The sequence below is a fragment of the Pseudomonas sp. B6002 genome, assembly GCF_013385985.1.
In the GTDB taxonomy this organism is placed as follows: domain Bacteria; phylum Pseudomonadota; class Gammaproteobacteria; order Pseudomonadales; family Pseudomonadaceae; genus Aquipseudomonas.
The window spans coordinates 38703-58803 of the sequence record NZ_JACAOY010000005.1; the positions used below are offsets into that span (position 1 = coordinate 38703).

16 protein-coding genes are annotated in these 20101 nt (G+C 60.9%); 10 read left to right on the top strand and 6 right to left on the bottom strand.

The window, feature by feature from the left end:
* Positions 1-122 precede the first annotated feature (122 nt).
* Both HX792_RS06500 and HX792_RS06505 read right to left on the bottom strand, forming a co-directional pair.
* Positions 123-959 (bottom strand): cache domain-containing protein, encoded by an 837-nt coding sequence (locus tag HX792_RS06500; protein WP_176995300.1) that lies wholly within the window; start codon positions 957-959, stop codon positions 123-125.
* Between the two features lie 50 nt (positions 960-1009).
* Positions 1010-1783, bottom strand: coding sequence for a transporter substrate-binding domain-containing protein (locus HX792_RS06505; RefSeq protein ID WP_176995301.1), 774 nt, complete (start codon positions 1781-1783; stop codon positions 1010-1012).
* Between the two features lie 415 nt (positions 1784-2198).
* Between HX792_RS06505 and HX792_RS06510 the strand changes: the two genes are divergently transcribed.
* The 7 genes from HX792_RS06510 to HX792_RS06540 all read left to right on the top strand — a co-directional run bounded on the left by HX792_RS06510 (position 2199) and on the right by HX792_RS06540 (position 15003).
* On the top strand, positions 2199-3569 hold the full coding sequence (locus HX792_RS06510) for a glutamine synthetase family protein (protein ID WP_176995302.1): 1371 nt from the start codon (positions 2199-2201) through the stop codon (positions 3567-3569).
* Positions 3570-3670: 101 nt separating this feature from the next.
* Entirely contained in the window at positions 3671-4270 is a 600-nt protein-coding gene (locus tag HX792_RS06515) for a class I SAM-dependent methyltransferase (RefSeq protein WP_176995303.1), read from the top strand.
* Between the two features lie 123 nt (positions 4271-4393).
* Positions 4394-5527 (top strand): ribonuclease D, encoded by a 1134-nt coding sequence (gene rnd, locus HX792_RS06520; protein ID WP_176995304.1) that lies wholly within the window; start codon positions 4394-4396, stop codon positions 5525-5527.
* Positions 5524-5817, top strand: coding sequence for a YcgL domain-containing protein (locus HX792_RS06525; RefSeq protein WP_016971378.1), 294 nt, complete (start codon positions 5524-5526; stop codon positions 5815-5817). Before rnd ends, HX792_RS06525 begins: the two co-directional genes overlap by 4 nt.
* Positions 5818-5936: 119 nt before the next feature.
* Positions 5937-6869 carry a D-2-hydroxyacid dehydrogenase gene (locus tag HX792_RS06530; RefSeq protein ID WP_176995305.1) on the top strand — a complete coding sequence of 311 codons (933 nt, stop codon included), beginning with the start codon at positions 5937-5939 and terminating at the stop codon, positions 6867-6869.
* Positions 6870-7007: 138 nt separating this feature from the next.
* On the top strand, positions 7008-10517 hold the full coding sequence (locus tag HX792_RS06535; protein ID WP_176995306.1) for a hypothetical protein: 3510 nt from the start codon (positions 7008-7010) through the stop codon (positions 10515-10517).
* A gap of 46 nt (positions 10518-10563) precedes the next feature.
* On the top strand, positions 10564-15003 hold the full coding sequence (locus HX792_RS06540) for an SET domain-containing protein-lysine N-methyltransferase (protein WP_176995307.1): 4440 nt from the start codon (positions 10564-10566) through the stop codon (positions 15001-15003).
* Between the two features lie 48 nt (positions 15004-15051).
* On the opposite strand, the gene HX792_RS06545 is transcribed toward HX792_RS06540, so the two are convergent.
* Entirely contained in the window at positions 15052-15636 is a 585-nt protein-coding gene (locus tag HX792_RS06545; protein ID WP_176995308.1) for a nitroreductase family protein, read from the bottom strand.
* Positions 15637-15790: 154 nt separating this feature from the next.
* Between HX792_RS06545 and HX792_RS06550 the strand changes: the two genes are divergently transcribed.
* Complete coding sequence (locus HX792_RS06550) at positions 15791-16240, top strand: YcgN family cysteine cluster protein (RefSeq protein ID WP_003172524.1); 450 nt, start codon at positions 15791-15793, stop codon at positions 16238-16240.
* Between the two features lie 13 nt (positions 16241-16253).
* Positions 16254-17474, top strand: coding sequence for a hypothetical protein (locus HX792_RS06555; RefSeq protein ID WP_176995309.1), 1221 nt, complete (start codon positions 16254-16256; stop codon positions 17472-17474).
* A gap of 89 nt (positions 17475-17563) precedes the next feature.
* Here HX792_RS06555 and HX792_RS06560 read toward each other — a convergent pair whose 3' ends face one another.
* The 3 genes from HX792_RS06560 to HX792_RS06570 all read right to left on the bottom strand — a co-directional run bounded on the left by HX792_RS06560 (position 17564) and on the right by HX792_RS06570 (position 18985).
* Positions 17564-17914, bottom strand: a complete 351-nt coding sequence (locus tag HX792_RS06560) for a DUF2892 domain-containing protein (protein ID WP_176995310.1) — start codon at positions 17912-17914, stop codon at positions 17564-17566.
* Between the two features lie 67 nt (positions 17915-17981).
* Positions 17982-18449 carry an RNA methyltransferase gene (locus HX792_RS06565; protein WP_003189607.1) on the bottom strand — a complete coding sequence of 156 codons (468 nt, stop codon included), beginning with the start codon at positions 18447-18449 and terminating at the stop codon, positions 17982-17984.
* A gap of 161 nt (positions 18450-18610) precedes the next feature.
* Positions 18611-18985 carry a YajD family HNH nuclease gene (locus HX792_RS06570; RefSeq protein WP_010212122.1) on the bottom strand — a complete coding sequence of 125 codons (375 nt, stop codon included), beginning with the start codon at positions 18983-18985 and terminating at the stop codon, positions 18611-18613.
* A 98-nt stretch (positions 18986-19083) separates the two neighbouring features.
* Between HX792_RS06570 and HX792_RS06575 the strand changes: the two genes are divergently transcribed.
* Entirely contained in the window at positions 19084-20004 is a 921-nt protein-coding gene (locus HX792_RS06575; RefSeq protein WP_176995311.1) for a ParB/Srx family N-terminal domain-containing protein, read from the top strand.
* The last annotated feature ends 97 nt before the right edge of the window (positions 20005-20101 follow it).

The window sequence follows — 20101 nt, forward strand, 5'->3', positions numbered from 1 at the left end:
CGAGGTGCCGAGTGTTGGGGCAAGAGCGTTTTGCTTACTTTTGCGCTCTATCAAAAGTGAGCCGCTGTAAGAGCGGAACCAATAGCCGCCGTGACCGCAGCAACGGATATGCACACACACATTCAGGGACTGTAATACCCTACAGCCACCATCAAATCCCCCACCCTGCGCAAATAAGCATGCTTATTCTCAACCCGATCCGTCACCGGGTTCTTCCAGCGATACTTGTACTCCCCCTGATCCTGCTCCCCCATCAACTTCAAGATAGGCTCCCCCACCGGCTTCCCATCCGGATCCTTGATCTTGGCAAAATCGGTATTCACCAAACGCAAATTGGTCCCATGCGCCACATACCGCCCCGTCTTCAGGTCCACCACAAACACATACAGATCATCCTGCAGAAAACCACCTTCCAGTGAATTGATCGCCTTCAGCGTCCCGGCTTGGTCCTTGAGCAGCGCATTCGCCGCCTTGTTGCGCAAGGCCCGGGCCTGTTCCGGCGTCGCCCGTGGCAGGTAATAGCCCACCGCCAGAATCCGCTCCCCCACGCGCTGATAAAACACATGCTTGTGTTCAACCTTGCCGTCATTCCAGTTCTGCCAGCGGTAGTCCGCCTGCTGGATGCCCTGGCCTTCCGGCACCTTCAAGGCGTCCTTGAACGACTGCCGCAACTCCGGCCCCAGCACCTCGGACACATCCCGACCGATCAACGCGGAGGAGGGCCCGCCGCTGGCAAGCAGGACGCCTTTCGTATCGACCACAAACACGTAGCGGTCATGGTCGACAAATTCCCCCTGGCGGCTGAACGCAGCAAAAGCCTTGTCGCCGTTGCTCTGGTAATACGCCAGGGCTTTTTCCAGCAGCGCCCTGGCGGCGTGGGCGTCCTCTTCCTGAGTGGTGGCGTGGACTTGGCTGGCACACAACAGCAGCAGCCAAGTGAGTCGGAGCAGTCCCTTCATGACCCGTCCCTCGTTGTTATTGATGTGACAACAGCGTAGACCGCCGTGGCTCAGGGCGCTGCCAGCCATTGGTTGACGATGCCGTCGTACACGCCAGTGGCCACGCTCAGGTGCAACCACTGGTCGACGTAGCTCTTCCAGGCCACATCATCGCGGGGCAGCAAAAAGGCTTTTTCGCTGTATTGCATTTGATGGTCGGGGTTGACCGCGCACAGCCCGGGTTTCTGCTTCTGTTGGTAGCGCGCCTCACTGGCGTCGGTGATCATCACGTCGGCCTTGCCCGCCAGCAGTTCGTCGAAGATCGTCACGTTGTCGTGCAGGCGGATTTGCGCCTGGCCCAGGTGGGCACGGGCGAATACTTCGTTGGTGCCGCCAGCGGGCTCGATCACGCGCACTTCGGGTTTGTTGATTTGCTCGACGGTCTGGTAGCGCTGCACATCGGCGCAGCGCACCAGCGGGATCTTGCCGTCCACGCCGAGGGTTTGGCTGAAGAAGGCTTTTTTCTGGCGCTCAAGAGACACCGAAATACCGCCCACGGCGATGTCGCATCGTTGGGCGAGGAAGTCCGGCATCAGGGTTTTCCAGGTGGTCGGCACCCAGCGGATCTTGGCGTTGAGGCTCTTGGCCAGGTTTTCTGCCATGGCAATGTCGATGCCTTCGTACGTGCCGTCGGCGCGCAAGGAGGTGTAGGGCTTGTAGTCGCCGGTGGTGCAGACGTTGAGCGTGCCGCGCTGCAGCACGTCGTCGAGGCGCGACGGGGCGTTGTCGGCCAGGGCAGGCGTGGCCAGGCAGGCCAATACACACAGGGTCAGAGGCGCTTTCATGCAGTCGAATCCTTGGGGGCATGATCAGGGGCGATCATTATTTGCAGGTGCCAGGGAGGGTGGCAAGGCGCGGCGAATGTTTAGCCAAGTTGCAACCAAACTCCATCAACCCTGACTTGAACCCCCTTTGCAGGCATGTGACGCTGCCCGGCATCTACCTCACTGTGACCCCCGCATGGACGGTTCCCCCGACACTCACCCCGAGACATCGCCTGGCGCCCATGCGCCGAGCTGTCCGACGGTTGTCGAGGCACTGCCTTCCGAGCTGGCCTTCTGGGCGTTGTTCCACTGCCGACACGCGCGCCCACCAGATACTTCTCTCCTACGTTGATCTGCCCCATGGATGACGCGCACCTGTGCGCATCTGCCCGGCGGCGCCTGCGCGCCTGCCTGACGCAAACGTATGAGAATTGCCATGAGTGTTTTTGCCAGCCTGCACGAAGCCCAGTCTTTCCTTGAGCAGAACCCGGACATCGAGATGTTCGAGCTGTTTATCCTCGACAACAACGGTGTACCGCGCGGCAAGTTGCTGCACCGCGACGAACTGTTGGCGGTGTACGACAGTGGTCGGCCGCTGCCCAGCACTATCCTGGGCCTGACCATCAACGGTGATGACGTAGAAAACTCGGGGCTGGTGTGGGAGGTGGGTGATATCGACTGCCGCGCCTACCCGGTCAGTGGCAGTTTGCAGCGCATGCCGTGGCGCCTGATCCCGACGGCGGCGGTGCAGGTGAGCATGCATCCCACCGAAGGCCTGCCCGCGACGGTGGCCGACCCTAGACACCTGCTGGCCAAGGTGATCGACGGCCTCAAGGCCGACGGTTACTACCCGGTGATGGCGGCGGAGCTGGAGTTCTACCTGCTCGACCAGAAACCCGACAGCAACGGTCGCCCCCAGCCGGCGCGGGATGTGGACGGCGGCCGGCCGCGCTCGACCCAGGTCTACGGCCTGCGCGAACTTGAGCAGATCGAGCCGTTTCTGGCCGACCTCTACAGTGCCTGCAAACTGCAAGGCATCCCGGCGCGCACGGCGATCTCCGAATACGCCCCGGGCCAGGTGGAAATCACCCTGGAACATCGCGCCGACGCGCTGCAGGCGATGGACGAGGCGGTGCGTTACAAGCGCCTGGTCAAGGGTGTGGCCCATAAGCACGGAATGACCGCCTGTTTCATGGCCAAACCCTTCGACGACCTGGCTGGCACGGGCATGCACATGCACGTCAGCCTGGCGGATGCCCAGGGCAATAACCTGTTTGCCAGCGAAGCCACCGATGGCACTCCGTTGTTGCGCCAGGCGGTGGGCGGCATGCTCAGCACCTTGCTCGACTCATTGCTGATGTTCTGCCCCAACGCCAACTCCTACCGCCGTTTCCAGACCAACAGCTACGCGCCGCTGGCCGCCACCTGGGGCGTCGACAACCGCACCGTCAGCCTGCGCGTGCCGGGGGGGGCGGCGAATTCGCGGCATATCGAACACCGTATCTGCGGCGCCGACGCCAACCCTTACCTGGCGGCCGCGGCGATCCTGGCCGGTATCCACCGGGGTATCCGTGAGCAACTGGACCCCGGCGCGCCGGTGGAAGGCAACGGCTATGCCCAGGCCAAGGAACTGCTGCCGACCGATTGGCTCACCACCTTGCGTGCGCTGGAGGGTTCCAGCTGGGCGCGGGATGCGTTTGGCAGCGAGTTCCTCAACGTCTACCTGGCGGTAAAACGCGCCGAATACCGTCAGTTCATGGGCGAAGTGGGCGAGCAGGATTGGCGGTGGTACCTGCATCAGGCGTGACAGGTTTGGCGGCGGTGCGGGTTTCGACCTTTTTTTCACGTTGCAGTGGTTAAGCTGCGTATCAAGGTCGTTCACTACCGTTCCACTCACTTGAGCCCGTGATGTCGCCACAACCTCCATCCTCCATCGAGATTGAATTCGCCGAGCGCTGCGACCGCGAGCACGCCAGGGTCTGCGGCGACACGCGCCCGCCGGGGCTGCTGCAGCGCCTGGCGGTGTGGCGCGATGAGCGGCTGGTGCGCCATGCACTCAAAGTGGCGGGCGAACCGGGCCTGATCCTCGACCTGGCTTGCGGCTCGGGGCGCTTTTGGCCGGTGTTGGCCGAACACATCAACCGTGTGATCCTGGCCTCGGATAATTCCCAGGCCATGCTCGACCACGCGTGCACCCATCACCCCGCGGCGTTGCTCAAGCGGGTCAAGACCTTCCAGGGCTCGGCGTTTTCCATCGGCCTGTCGGCCAATGCGGTGGATTGCATTTTCTGCCTGGAATTGTTCCGCCACGTGCCCACGCGCGAAGCACGCCTGGCGCTGCTCAGTGAGTTCCATCGGGTCAGCCGCGATACGGTGATCGTGTCGGTCAATGCCGGCACGCCGGTGGAAGAGGAGTTTCGCCAAGCCGGCTTCAGCGTCCTGAACCACCAAGAGTTCCTGCCGGGCTCGAAGTTGTGGCGTGTCTACGTTCTGCGTAAGAGAGGATAACTCCTAGCGGTCGGACTACTCTTTCATCTCTTGTAGGAGTTTTCACGATTGTGCGTGCACAGCGAATGCTCGCTACGGCCTTTCGCGATATATACTGCGCGCCATTCTTCAAGGGAGAGCCGTGTGGCCATCGATATTCACTGGATCTGCGACAACGATAGCCTCGGCCAGCACTGCGCCGAATGGCAGCAGTTGCCATTCGTCGCCCTCGACACCGAATTCATGCGGGTCGACACCTTTTATCCCATTGCCGGGCTGATCCAGATCGGTGATGGCGCACGCGCTTACCTGATCGATCCCCTGACCATCGACAACTGGCAACCCTTGGCCGCCTTGCTGGAGAACCCGGCGGTGATCAAGGTGGTACACGCCTGCAGCGAAGACCTGGAAGTATTGCTGCGCCTGACCGGCAGCCTGCCGGTGCCGTTGTTCGACACCCAACTGGCGGCGGCTTACCTGAACCTCGGTTTCTCCATGGGCTATTCGCGCCTGGTGCAAGCCGTGCTCGATATCGAATTGCCCAAGGGCGAGACCCGTTCAGACTGGCTGCAGCGGCCACTGTCCGAGACCCAAGTGAGCTATGCCGCCGAAGATGCGGTGCACCTGGCGGAGGTCTACACCCACTTGCGCCCGCAACTGTCGGACGACAAGTACGCATGGGTGCTGGAAGACGGTGCCGAACTGGTGGCCAACCTGCGCCGCGAAGTGGACCCTTACGAGGTGTACCGCGACGCCAAGCTGGCGTGGAAACTGTCCCGCGCGCAACTTGCCGTACTGCGTGAGCTGTGTGCCTGGCGCGAACAGCAGGCCCGCGTGCGTGACTTGCCGCGTAACCGCATCATTCGCGAACACTCGCTCTGGCCCCTGGCCAAATCCCAGCCGGATAACCTCGCCGCGCTGGGCAAAATTGAAGACATGCACCCGCGCACCGTGCGTCAGGACGGTCAGTTCCTGCTGGACCTGATCAAACGTGCCGGCAGCGTGCCCATGGACCAATGGCCACCGGCTGTTGCTGAACCGCTGCCGGTGGATGCCGCAGCGCTGATCAAGCAACTGCGCGCCCTGGGCCAGGCTGAAGCCGAACGCCTGGATATGGCGCCGGAACTGATGCTGCGCAAGAAAACCCTCGAAGCCCTGGTCAAAAGTGGCTACCCCGATGGGCCTTACCAATTGCCAGACTCGCTGCGTGGCTGGCGCCGCGAGTTGATGGGCCAGGCGCTGCTCGACAGCCTGGCCACTGCCGGAGAACAGCCTTGAAACGTATTTGCTCCATCTACCGCAGCTCCAAACGCACCGGCATGTACCTGTATGTGCTCAAGAGCGATGCCCTTGAACGGGTACCCGAAGGCCTGCTGACGATTTTCGGCAAGCCGGCGCACGCCTTCGACCTGGTGCTGACGCCTGAGCGCAAGCTGCAACAGGAAGACATCGTGCAAGTCCTGGAAAACCTCGACAAGCAGGGTTACCACCTGCAAATGCCGCCGGCCGAGGACGAGTACATCGAACACTTGCCCGAAGAGCTGCTGCGCCGCAACGACCCGATGTGATCGGTCGGTGCCCTGTTCAGGGCACATTCATCCATGGACTCGTATTATCAGGCGCTGGCCGCAGGGAGGCAGCGAACTGCCTCGGCGGTCGCCTGCATTGTTTTTGAAAGGTTTTAGACATGCGTGTTCTGATTGCTGAACAGGATCACCCGCTCTACGCCCAATTGCTGAGCGCAGCGGCACCGGACCTTGAGGTGCTCACCAGCGGCGACTCGGCCGAGCTGTCGCGCCTGGCCGCCGATTGCCCGGTATGGCTGGGCCAGCCAGACCTGCTGGCGACGCTGTTGCGCCAAGGTCATCACCCGCAATGGCTGCAATCGACCTGGGCGGGTATCACACCGCTGCTGGCCGATGGCTTGCCCCGCGACTATCGCCTCACCCGCGCGGTCGGCATCTATGGCCAGGTCATGGCTGAATTCGTGCTCACCTATATGCTCGGCCACGAGCGTGAAGTGCTGGCGCGGCTGGTCAGCCAGGTCGAGCGCAAGTGGGACAACCGCATGGGCCAGAGCCTGGCGGGGCGCAAGGCGTTGATCGTGGGCACTGGCGACATCGGCCAGGGCGTTGCCGAGTTCCTGGTGCCGTTCGGCGTGAAGCTGTACGGCATTGCCAGCGCTGCCCGCGAGCAGGCGCCGTTCATCGAAGTGGCCGGGCTCGACCAACTGGGCCGCCTGGTGGGTGAGGTGGATTACGTGATCAACCTGCTGCCCAACACGCCCAACACCCATGACCTGTACGACGCGGCGCTGTTCAAGCAATTCAAGCCGACCGGGTTGTTCATCAACGTCGGGCGCGGTGTGTCGGTGGTGGATGCCGACTTGGTCGAGGCCTTGAAGGAAGGGCACCTGGCCGGCGCGGTGATCGATGTGTGCCGCCAGGAACCGCTGCCGCAACGGCATCCGTTCTGGACCGCCTGGGGGCTGTTGTTGACGGGGCACAGCTCGGCGCCGACCTCGCCTGAGTTGATGGTGGAGCTGTTTGTGCAAAACCTGCGGGCGTATCAAACCCAAAAAACACTGCGTGGGACCGTGGATTTCGAACGGGGTTACTGATCCGAATACAGTGGCATTGACATAAGCGCTGACAGTCAAGCGGGAACCGCTTCCCTGGGTACTAACACCCAGTGAACGCCATCCAAGCCGAAAGGCGTGGGTGGCAGGAAGTTTTCCATCTATGGACAGGTCACGACTATGCACACCATCAATGCCATACGTACTCCATCATTTCCCGTAATAAGCGCGGATGATCAAACACCGCCACCCTCGCCGAATCTCCCGCTGCAGGCGCCAAACCGCCAGGTGCAGGCCCCGACGCTCGACAATCCGGCGGCGTTGAAAACGGCTTTCGGCGACAGTTGCAACTGGCAAGCGCTGGCAAAAAAACTCAAGGATGTCACCCAAGCCTTGAGCAAGGCTTATCCTGATCAAGCGCTGGCAGGTCTACATCAGCAGGGCAGCGGTTTTCAGGCGGACCTGGCGGCACGCTTGAAAAACACCACGATGCCGGTGTGTGAGGACTCCACCTATTTTCGGCAGAACCCGCTGACGTCTTCCTGCCTGGAAGCGTTTCTGGCTGCCAGTGGCTTGAGCCTACCGACATCCATCGGCGCGCTGATCGAACTCAATAACGTGGTCGCCAAGAACGCACAGGTCCATCCCCTGGGCAATTTCAGTGGCGCACTTGCCTGGCCAGTACCGTTGTCGAAGCAGGGCCAGGATTCGCTGGTCGCATTGTTGCAAAGTGATTCGTCCGGCCTGCCAGGGCTGCCATTGGCCGATGGTGACAAAGGGGCGTTGGGGCATTTGCTCAGTGGCAGTGCTGTGTCTGAGCCTGACTTGAAGGCCCCGAGCCTGGCGATTGAGAAACTGCTCGGTTCGCCCAAGGCCCAGGCGTTAGGGAAAGCCCTGCAGGACAAACTGGGTGGTATTGCCACGGACACCAGCATCAATGACTACCTTTTGGCAGCTATTCATGTCGGGCTCGATCCTGAGTCACGTGGGCGTCCTGCCCCCGGAAGTGTCGCCGGGTTTGACCTGGCGCAGCGTTCACACTGGGGCAAACCCGCGTCGGTAGTGATCCAGGGTTTGGCCGAACACTTGGTGGTAAAGGGCAGAGCTACCCGGCAGACGGCAGATATGGCCGCGCGTTTGCTGCTGGCTCGCCAGGCGCCCGAGTTGCTGGTCAAGGGCGTTCCTTCCAGCGTGACGTACGCCAGCCTGCTCTGGACCCAGCTCGCGATAGCCACGGCCAAGCTTGAGGCGGACTCACCCGGTCGTGTCCTGAACATGACCTATAGCGAAGTCCTGGCCGCCGTCGAAGAGATCGGCCCCGGTTTTGCCGGCGCTCAAGCGGCCCAGCGCAACGCCCTGACCCTATGGGCAGTGGCCAACGGTGTTGTTGATGGGCGCGAAACCTCTCCCGGTGTCAGTCAAATGGATCGCATCCGGCTCGCCTACAACAACCAGTTGAGTGTCCTGACGTCCGCAGCCACCCTGCTGCAAACTGAAATACCCGACCGAAAGGCGTTGGCGCTTGCCCAGCTCACAGCGGCCTTTCCTGAGGTGCAAACTCACGTCTTTGAAGCAAAGACCTTGCAGAAAGCCTGGCTCAATCCAGGGCGGCCAGGTGTGTTTCCTGGCATGCGTTCGATGATGGATATCGTCATGGAGGGAGACGCGCTGGGTGATAAGGAACATTGGATTTCCCAGGATAAACGCATTCCCATCCAGCGGTTCTGTGCGTTATCCGAAAGCGGCAAGCTGGATGTATCGAATGCTTTCGCCAACGCCTATGAGCAAAGCTTGAAAGCCCTTGAAACCGGGCATGAGGGTCTGGTTCGTTACCTGATTTCCACGCTGCCACCCGACGATCGAGTGAATTTCGAATATGGCCGGCTGGAGTTTTTTCACACGAATGACTACACCATGGCCATGGACTTCACCACACCCCTGGCGTTGAAAACCCGGGGGCATACCCTGGATGTCAAGGTAACCCGTGGTGGCGAGACGCATATTTATGAGATCGACACCCGTGCGTTCAGCATAAAAAAACGTGATTACCTGCGGTCAAGGTACACGCCTCCCTACACCAGCGCGAAGCTGGAGCATCGAGAGGCGAATACCGTCAGCAAGACGGTGTTGTTCGACCCCTTCAAGGACAAGGCGGGCCAGGCCGGCGAAAGAGCCGTACAAACGTCCGCGCCTGACAGCTTGGGGTCCGAACGCAGCCAATACATTGCGAAGGTTTTCGCCAAGTCTCTCGACTTGCACAATGAAGACCTGCTCAACCACGCCAGGGGCTTTACGTCCTATGACCAGGGGCGTGCCCGGAATGATGCGATTGGTGAGTTCTTTCTCAACCTCATTCCCTTGCGATCGGCCATCGCCAATTTCAGCAACGGCAACTACGGAGCAGGCCTCTTTGACCTCGGGCTGGACGTAATAGGCCTGGTAACGCTGGGGGCCGGGAAGGCCGCACAGGCAAGCAGATTACTGTCCAACGGTGTTTCCAGCCTGGGTGCGGTGACCAAGGCCGCGCGTTTTCTGGGGGCTACTGTTATCGAGGCGTTCAACCCCCTCAGTGGTTGGGGGGATTTGGCCAAGGGCGGGGTCCATATGGTTGCCAAAAGCGCGGAGAAAGGCGTGGAGGCGGTCAATAAACTCAGGGGCGCCAGTGGCAGTTACGACCTGCTTAACGTCGCCAGCAAACACTACGGTGAAGCCGCGACCGGCAGCATCAACGTGGCGGGCCAAAGCATTGAAAACGGTGCTGTTCTGCACAAGGGCAAATGGTACGGCTTCGACCCTGACAGGATGCGGCCCTACGGCCCTCCCCTTGAGGGGTTCACGCCAAGGATCCGTGCTGTGGACGGTGCGATCAGTCCCGCGAATATCGACCCCTCCAGAGCATTGAGCAATACGCAATTTGGCAACTACAAGGTGCCGGCGTCGACCATTGCCGGGCTCACACCTGACAGCCGGGGCGTGTACGTCGCTGCTGATGGACACCTTTCGCATATTCGTCACACCGACAGCACCGGCCTGAGCGCCGTGTACGAAGTCCGCCAGGTTACCCGCACGGCAGACGGGGCCGTGCAAGCGCGGATCTATCACAACAACCGGCAAACCCCTCTGCTGGTCGAGCATGTCCAGGGTGACCAGTGGCAACGTCTCGGCGCTCAGGGCGGTGGCCTGCCGTCGGTCAAGTCGGACCTTGGGCCGGAGATTGGACGGGGTGGAGAGGGCATTATCTACGCGAGCCTGGATGGCAAGCGTGTTTACAAAGACCTGGGACCGACGCGACTGACCACTGCCGAGGGCCACACCGATATGGAGGTGGTCAACCTGAACAAATACTACGGCGAAGGCTTTGCCGTGGTGATGATCGATGAGGGGCGTAAGTACATAAAGATGGGCAGGATCGACGGCATCGACCTCAGCCAGATTGAAAAGGGCAGTTTGCCGGCATCCGCGCGGTCGTTACTCGACGATGCATTCGCAGAAATGGAAGCGAAGGACATTTTCCATAACGATCCTCAGTTGAAAAACTTCATGTACTCCGCAAGAGACAACAAAGTGTATCCCGTGGACATGGATGGTCTGCCTGCCGAGTTTATGGTGCCGGGCGTCAGCGATGTGTACTACCGGAGTAAGGAAGAGGCACGCCGCAAGTTCAACGAGCTTCTCGCTAAGGCGCCTTGACAGCGTTACGCCGGACAACCCCTTGACTATGGACAGGTAGCCTCTCATGACGGTCATTAATCCCGCCAACCCCTATTCCCGTGACACCCAGCCGACTGTGCCAGTCGCCAACCCTCTATCGACGGTGGTGGTAGGTCGGCCCCAGACGTCGAGCTCGCAAGGTGCAGCGTCGACGCTGGATAACCCGACCGCGTTGAAAGCCGCATTTGGTGACAGCTGCAACTGGCAAGTTCTGGCGAGAAAATTACACACGCTGATTGAAGCACTGAATAAACGGTTCCCCTCAGACATCCCCCTCGTGCAGGGCCAAAACGCCGCCCGGTTTGAAGCCGAGGTAATGGCGGGCCTGAAAAGTGCCTCAATGACGGTGTGCGAAGACTCCACGTTTTACCGCCAACAGGCGCTGACGGCGCCTGCCGTTGTCAGCCTTGAGGCTTTTCTGAAAGGCAGTGGCTTGACCCTTGCGAAAACCTGGGACGCGTTGATCGAGTTGAATCACATCGTGACCCGGCGCGCGCAGGTCCACCCTTTGGGGAATTTCAGCGGTGCGCTGGCTTGGCCGATACCGCTCAGCGTGCAAGCACAGCGGTCAATCATCGACATGCTGCAAAGCCCAACCACCGGGCTGCCAGGCCTGCCGTTGGTGGATACGCACACTGGCGTCCTCGGGTATCTGCTCAGTGGCAGCTCGATCACCGAGAAGGACTTGCGCGCGCCAAGCGCTGCGATTGAGACGTTACTTGGCTCACCCAAGGCCCAGGCACTGGGACGGGCGATCCAGGCAAAACTGGATGGGGTTGCCAGCGACAGCAGCCTTAACGAGTACCTGTTGGCTGCGATCCAGTTGGGGCTGGACCCTGAGGCTTTGGCCGCACCGCCGCACACGACAGTCGCCGGTTTTGACCTTGCACAAAAGGGGCATTGGGGCCAGCCACCTTCGACAGTGATCGATGGCCTCAGCCGTCATCTGTTGGAAAAAGGACGGGTGACAGCGCAAACCGCCAACCTGGGCGCTCGGCTGCTAATGGCGAAGTCGGCGCCGCAGTTCCTGGTCAAGGGCATTCCCTCAAGCGTGACTTACGGCAGTGTCACCTGGGTGCAGTTGGCGATTGCGACGGCGCGCATTGAAGCGGATTCACCAGGGCGTGCGCTCAACCTCAATTACACCCAGGTGCTGGCCCTGGCCGAGCAGCTCAACACGCCTGAGGCTGTTCTTCAGCAGGCTCAGCAACACGCGCTGACCGACTGGGGTGTGGCGAACGGCTTGCTGAAAACCACCGCGCCGACAGATGCCGAGCGTGAGCGGGTAAGAGTGGCCTACAACAGCCAACTGGCGGCCTTGAGGCGTGCCAATACCCTGGCTCAGACGCCCATCCTCAGCCGTCGGGAAATGGCGCTGGATGCGCTGAAACAGGCGTTTCCCGACGTGGACCCCAAGGTGTTCGAAGCGCCAACCCTGCATAAGGCGTTCCTGATCCCAGGCCGTACCGGTCGATTTCCCGGGATGCAGTCCATGCTGGACATCGTCATGCACGGTGGCCCGTTAGGTGCCAATGAGCACTGGGTGTCCCGGGACACGCGCATCCCCATCAAGCCCTTCTGCACTCAGTACGCCGCGGGCAAGCTGGACGTTGCGACAGCCTTCAAGACCGCATACGACCAGGCGATCACGTCGATCGAAGCCGGCCAACAAGGCTTGGCCAACTACTTGATCTCCACGTTGCCGCCCCAGGATCGTGAGAACCTGGAACACGGGCAATTGGAGTTCTTTCATACCAACGACTATACGTTGGCCGTGGACATGACGACCAAACCCACCCTCAGTAATCGGGGCCACACCTTGCAGGTGAAAACCACGCGTGGCGGGGAGGTCAATATTTATGAGATCGACACGCGAAATGCCACGATCAAGAAACAGAATTATCTAAGGAGACGCTATACACCGCCCTATACGGACGAGAACCTGCATCACCGTAACGCCAATGTCGTGAGCAAAACGGTGGTATTTGATCCCTTCAAGGACGAACGGCTCCCCCAGGTCGGCTCGACGCGCAGCGATTACATTGCCAGGGTGTTTGCCAAGTCCCTTGACCTGCGCAACGAGGACTTGCTGCAGCAGGCCAGGGGCGTGACCTCCTTTGATGAAACCGCGGCGACAAACAAGGCCATCGGCGAGTTCTTCCTGAACCTTATTCCCCTGAGATCGGCCATCGTCAATTTCAGCAACGGCAATGTGGCTGATGGTCTGTTCGATTTGAGCCTGGATTTCATCGGATTGGTCACATTGGGCGCCGGCAAGGCGGCGCAAGCGAGCAAGGCGTTATCAAATGGGGTTTCAAGTCTGCGTGGTGTGGCCAGGGTGGCGCGATTCATCGGCGCGACGGCCATTGAAGCCTTCAATCCCTTGAGTGGCGTGGGCGATTTGACGGTGGGCGCAGCCAGGCTTATCGGTGCGGGTGCGCAACGGGTGCTTTCCAAGGGGCTGGAAACGGTCAATGCGCTGAGGGGCGCCAGCGGCAGTTACGACCTGTTGAAGGCTGTGAGCAAGCACTATGACGGGGCGGCGACGGGCACGTTGAAGGTGGCGGGCGAGTCTGTTGAAGTCGGTGCCGTGTTACACAACGGCAAGTGGTATGCCTTTGATACCGCATTGATGCGTGCTTACGGATGCCCGCTTGAAGACTTCACCGCGCATACCCATGCCGTGGATGGTGTGAGTGGCGCGGCTCATGTGGAGCCAGGCAGCGAGTTGAGTAACACCTTGTTCCGCCACTTCAAAGTTTCCGAGGCGAGCATCAGCGGCCTGTCACGCAACAGCCAGGGGGTTTATGTGGCTGCCAACGGTCATGCCTCCCACATTCGCCACACCGACAATGCTGGGCAAACGGCCGTGTATGAAGTTCGACAAGTGACTCGCACCGAAGAGGGGGCTGTTCAGGCGCGGATCTATCACAACAACCGGCAAACGGAGGTATTAGTCCAGCATATCGAGGGGGATCAGTGGCAACGCCTGGGGGCGAAGGGCGGTGTGCATGTAAACGGCGATCATCTACGGGCGTGGGAGGCCTTGTCCGTACCGGAGCAGCAAAAGGTCACGATTCAGGGGTTTGCCAGGCGGCATCGGCTCAACCCGGCCACCTGGGCACATTACGTTCAGGCTGACGGCCGTTTGAGCGTCGCGGGCGTCATCCTGCGCGACCGCGCCGCGGGTGTACCGTTGAATGCGATTACACCCAGGCACATTCGTGACTGGCAGGGCATGACGCAGCAAGCACGTGATGCAATGACCATGGAGGGCTTCGCCAGTGGCCACAACCTGGGGATCGCTGATTTCAAGGGGCACGTGAGGCAATCCGGTGGCCTTATGGGCCGTGGCGAGGCGTTGTTGTTCAGGGCTGCCGGCGGTACGTACGACACCCTCACAGACACGCATTTGCAGCAGTGGAGCCAGCTTTTCCAACAGCCCGGTAATCGCGTCACCCCTGAGGCGTTCAGACGTCAACACAACCTCAATCCTGTCACGTGGGTCACCTTTGTCTATGTCGATGGCTCCTTGAGCCCGGCGGGCTTGAAGCGCAGCGCGCGTGCGCCAGCGGGTGTTCCCGTTCTGCCACCGACTGTGCAGCCGCCTCCTGGGACATCGCGCAAACGGCCAGCTTCTGACCCCATCGACCCGCCGCAACAGGAACCGCTGGACTTGTCGATGCCCAAACCCTCACCTCCAGCACCGGCGCCGAACGTACCGGTTCCCGGGCCGTCCAGGACTGTCCCGACCGTCGTCAAGATCGAGCCCGGCGTCACGACACCTCGTACCCTGTCGTCCCATCAGGTCGACAATTCGCTACCGATTCTGCAAGACCCGCGAGACCCCAAGATCAGCTTGACCCTCGCGCTGGAGGGGCCTATCGATGACATTCGGATCTCCCATTGGAATGGTCTGTTGGACGGTCTGGGTTCGGCAGAAAAAAAAGCGGTCGCTGATCGCATCAAGGCGTCCATAAAAGACTGGCTGCGCAGCGAAGGGCAGCACGGAACGAAGTTTGATGAAACATTGGAGGTCGTCACGCCACTGGACGATGGCGGGCCGGCGCGAGGGGCTTCGGTGTGGGCACGACGCGACATTCCCCAGTTCGAGGTGCTGGGGCCTTATTCAGGCAAATATCATGCGTCAGAGGCCTCATTATTTGAGGAGCAGCGCAAACAAGGCTCGCGAGCGGTGTTGACCTATCTGTTCGGCACGCGCTCGGGTACACGTTCGGTGAGTGCGTTCAACACCGGAAACACCCTAAGCCTGGTCAATACGGCGCAGTTGAGGAACGGGCCGGCGTGGCAGGCGAATAATGTCGCGTCCATCTCGGTGGGAAAAAACCTGACTTTCTATGTGTCGCTCAAGGACATCAAGGCCGGTGATGAGTTACTGCTGGACTATGGGCCTTATTACAACCCGGTGCCCGACATCGCGATCAAACCCGATCCCGACGCCTGACCGATCAGCGATAAAGCTGCATCCTTGGCGATGCAGCTTCATTCGGCATCAAAGGCTGAAATCACCTTCGGACACCAACTCGCTCAAGGGCCGACGTGGGCTCGGCGTTTCACGGCCTTGCAGGTACTCCGGCAAGGTCGACTTGTCACCCAGCTTGCCCACGGCCACGGCGGCGTGCAGCGCGTAGCCTTCGGGAATCTTCAACTCTTTGCGGGTCAGTTCCTGGTCGAAACCGGCCATGCCGTGGGTGTGCCAGCCGCTGAGGCTGGCTTGCAGCGCCAGGTGGCCCCAGGCCGAACCGGTGTCGAAGGTGTGCCACAGGGCCGGGGTTTCTTCGCTGGCGCCGGGGGCGGTGAAGTCGGTTTTCGAGGCGATGATCACCAGGGCCGACGCGTGTTGTGCCCAGCCGCGGTTGAATTCATTGAGCAGGCCCAGGAAGCGCTCCCAGTCCGGCGTGTCGCGGCGGGCGTAGAGGAAACGCCATGGCTGCGAGTTGTAGGCCGACGGCGCCCAGCGCGCGGCTTCGAAGAAGCTCAGCAGGGTTTCCTGGGAGATGGTTTCGCCGGTGAAGGCGCGGGGCGACCAGCGTTCGGTGAACTGGGTGTGAATCGGATAGTCGGCAACACGTGTCATGGAGCAGTTCCTGATCGTCAATTCGGCGTTCAAAGCTACTGCGCGGCCACTAGACTGACAAGTGTTGTTACACCGCCAGTCGTAAGCGCTTGGCCCCGGGGGCCTGTGGCACTAGACTGGCGGCCTTTTCACCTACCGATACTGATGTAGAGCCATGGCCGCCAAAGTCGAACCTTTCTGGATACGCAAAACCCTCGAACACCTCGACCAGGAGGAATGGGAGTCGTTGTGCGACGGCTGCGGCCTTTGCTGCCTGCAAAAGCTCGAAGATGAAGACGACAACAGCGTCTATTACACGCGTATCGCCTGCAAACTGCTGGACCTCAAGACCTGCCAGTGCACCGACTACCCCAACCGCCGCGCATCGGTACCCGACTGCATCCAGCTCACCCCGGGCCAGGCCGACCAGTTCAAATGGCTGCCGCCGACCTGTGGTTACCGCCTGGTCAGCGAGCGCAAGGACCTGCCGCTGTGGCATCACCTGGTGTGTGGCGACCGCGACGCCGTACACCACGAACGCATTTCCCAGTCCGGGCGCATGCTCAGCGAAGGCAGCGTGCCCGAAGATGACTGGGAGGATTACCTGATCTTCCGCGCGGGCTGAAAAAGGAGTGTGTATGAGGCTGGGATCCAAGCTGGCGGCGACCCTGGTGCTGTTGTCGCTGAGCCTGCCGGGCTGGTGCGCGAAGAAAGTCGACCTCGATTATCACGTCAAACTGCTACCCCAGAGCGATCAGGCCGAAGTGCGGGTGAACCTGTCCCAGGGCGCGGCGGTGCGCAGCCTCGACTTCGACCTGGGCCATGACGGTGACTACAGCGACTTCAAGGCCGACGGCCAGTGGAAAGTCACCGGCACCCGTGGCCTGTGGCAGCCCGGCGCGAGCAAGGCCAGCCTGACCTACCGCGTACGCCTCACCCATGCACGCAAACCGGGTGTCTATGAAGCCCGCATGACGCCAGGCTGGGCGCTGTTCCGTGGCGAAGACCTGGTGCCGGCCGCACGGCTGGACCAGCAGGACGGTGTCGAGCTGGTGTCACGGCTGGTGTTCGAGTTGCCGGCCGGCTGGAAAAGCGTCGAGACTGCCTGGCCACGTATCGGCAAGAACAAATTCCGCATCGACAACGTTTCGCGCCTGTTCGACCGACCCACCGGCTGGATGCTCGCCGGCAACCTCGGCAGCCGGCGCGTGCGCCTGGGCGAAACCGAAGTCACCGTGGCCTCGCCCAAGGGCCAGGCCATGCGCCGCATGGATGTGCTGACATTACTGACCTTCGTCTGGCCTCAGGTGGAGGCGGCGTTCCCGCGCCATCCGGCCAAATTGCTGGTGGTGGGGGCCAGCGACCCGATGCGCCGTGGCGTGTTCTCGTCGCGAGACTCAATCTACCTCAACAGCCGCACGCCGCTGGTCAGCGAGAACGGCAGCAGCCCGTTGATCCGTGAGGTGGTGCAGGCGATTGGCCGCTTCAACGACCATGAAAGCAGTGACTGGATCAGCGAAGGTTTGGGTGAGTACTACGCCATTGAGTTACTGCGGCGTGCCGGTGGCATCACCGATGAACGGTATGCCGCGATCCAGACGCGCCTGAACCATGAGGGCAAGGACGTCACCACCCTGCGTGGCGAGCACGTCGGCTCGGCAACGGTTGCACGGGCGGTGGTGGTGTTGCAGGAGCTGGACCGGGAAATTCGCGTGAAGACCCACAACAAGCGTTCACTGGATGACCTGGCCCAGGCGGTGATGCGCGCCAACAGCATTACCACGCCAGAGTTTGTGCAATTGGCTGAAAGCATTATTGGCGAGTCGTCGGTGGTGCTGGATAACAAGCTGCTGCGCTGATTCTGGCGTCCCTGTTGCAAACATTTGCCGGCGATGGGGCCCATGAAGACGCCATCGCCGGCAAGCCGGGCTCCTACAGGGCGGTGGTGTCAGCCGGTGGTTTTCACGGTTTTTTCAGCCGCCACTTCTGCCTTGGTCTTCAAGTTTTTCAACTCGGCACCTGCGCGTTCGATCTTCGTGCGCACGCTGTTCATTTCCTGGCGGCCCTGTTCCAGCTTGTCCTTGAGCGAGCTGTGCCCGGTAAAGCCACGGGCCAGGGCCACGCCGCCGATCGCTACCTGGATCAAGCCGAAAATGCCGCCACGGCGCAGGCCTTTACCCACCATCATCACACCACCGGCCACCGAGCCGATGCGTTCCCAGCCATGCACGTTCTGTGTCGGTGGGGTTTCAAACGGCGTGTGCTCGATGATAGGTCGCAAGGTTTTGCTGTCGCTCATGATCTGTCTCCAACAAGGGCAAAGGTAAACAGCTGACTGCTCGCGGGCGCCGGATGTTCCCAGAGAATCAGTATTTGGGGCCCGAACGGGTGTTGTTGCCCTTGGCCAGGCGGTCATAGAGCACCACGTTGACGGTGGCGGCGAGGTTCATGCAGCCGGTGGTCGGGATGTACACCACGTCTTCACACCAGTCGCGGATCTCTTTATCGAGGGAGCCGTCTTCGGGGCCGAAGATATACAGCGCGCGGTCCGGGTGGGTGTATTCGGGCAGCGGGCGGGCGCCTTCCACCAGCTCTACAGCGACCGGGATGCAGCCCAGGGGCAGGATCTTCTTCAGGTCATCGATGCCGATCAGCGGAATGTCGTGGTGGACCTTCTTGGTGTCGGTGATGAAGTCCCGGGCGCGCTCGTAACGCACGCCGGTGTAGAACACCGAGGCCACGCCGTAGCAGCCGGCAGCGCGCATCACCGAGCCGACGTTTTCGGGGGATTTGGGGTTATACAGACCGATGCAGCTGTAGCGTTTATTGCCCACGGGGAAGGGTGCCTTGGAGGAAAAGCCGCGATTATACGGCCTTGAAGTGCTGTGTTGCTTGGTTGATCGCTATCGCCGGCAAGCCAGCTCCTACAGTGGAATGCGATCCCCTGTAGGAGCTGGCTTGCCGGCGATGAGGCCAGTCCAGACAGCGAGGATCGTCAGTCGTCTTTCTTCATCAACCCCGCCAACGCCGCAAACGGGTTGTGCGTGGCCTTGGCAATCGTCGGGCTGCTGGTGGAGCCGTCGCCGAAGTACTGCTGGTCGGTGTAGCGCGAGTGTTCGTTGTCGTGGCAATACAGGCACAGCAACTCCCAGTTTGAGCCATCCTGGGGATTGTCATCATGGTTGTGGTTGCGGTGGTGTACCGTCAGCTCGCTCAGGCGTTTGCCCGAGAACTCACGGGCGCAGCGGCCGCACACGTGGGGGTACATCTTCAAGGCTTTGTCGCGGTAGCCCATTTCCCGGTCGCGCTGGGCATCGGCAAGGATGCGGTCCAGCTTGGCGGTGTGGGAGGGCGGGTTGGTCGAGCTCATCATGGCTCCTGGCTATTTTGCGGTTCACGGATAGGGTTGATTCTAGCCGCTTGCGCTGCAATTGACTGCTTCACTTTACAGATAAGGATCTGAAACTCATGCGTCTGTCTTCATGGATTGTTGCGTTACTGCTGTGTGCTGTTACCGCCCAGGCCCAGGCGTTTTCCACGCCCACGCCCGGTCAGGTGATCGAGGTGGCCCTCGACCAGCTGCACCCCACCCAGGCCGTGGTGGGGTTTGACCAGATTTACTACAGCCTGGGCCTGTTCGCCGACAAGCCGGCCAAGGTCTTCGACGAATACTGCGAAACCAATGGCCAGGGCACGGCTGACAAAGTGCCGAAAAAGGCCGACCTGCACACACCCGACAGTTTCACCTGCAAAGACCCGGTGGGCACCCACCCCGACGACATGAAAACCGTGGTGGTCGGCCCGGCCGGCCAGCTTTACCTGACCGACGGTCACCACAGCTTCACCACCCTGTGGGAAGTGCCCGGTGGTGGCCCGCATTTGAAAATGTGGGTGAAAGTGACGGACGACTTCAGCAACAGCCCGGACATGGCCACCTTCTGGCACCGCATGGAGGCCGCGCGCAAGGTGTGGCTCAAGGACAACCGGGGCCAGACGCTGCCACCCGAACAACTGCCGGCGCACCTGGGCTTCAAGAACCTGCAGGACGACACCTTCCGCAGCCTGGTGTACTTCACCCGCAAGGCCGCCTATGGCAAGCCGGACGATGGCGCGATTGCGCCGGAATTCCTCGAGTTCTACTGGGGCAACTGGTTACGCACCCAGATCGACCTGAGCGCGTACAACCTGGACAAGAAGGGCGGTTATAAGGACGCCATCGAAGCGGTGGCCAAGCGCATGGTCAGCCTGGCACCGGGTTCGCAGGTGGGGGACAGCGGGTTCACGGCTCATCAACTGGGCGGCATGACCCAGTTGGACCGGGATGAACTGGAGAAGACTTTCGACAAAAAAGTGCCGTACGTGATCGATTACCGCAAATCCCTGCATTAAACGCAGGACAAAAATTGTGGGAGCTGGCTTGCCTGCGATAGCGGTATATCAGTCAGCAGATGTATTGACTGGTATACCGCTATCGCGGGCAAGCCCG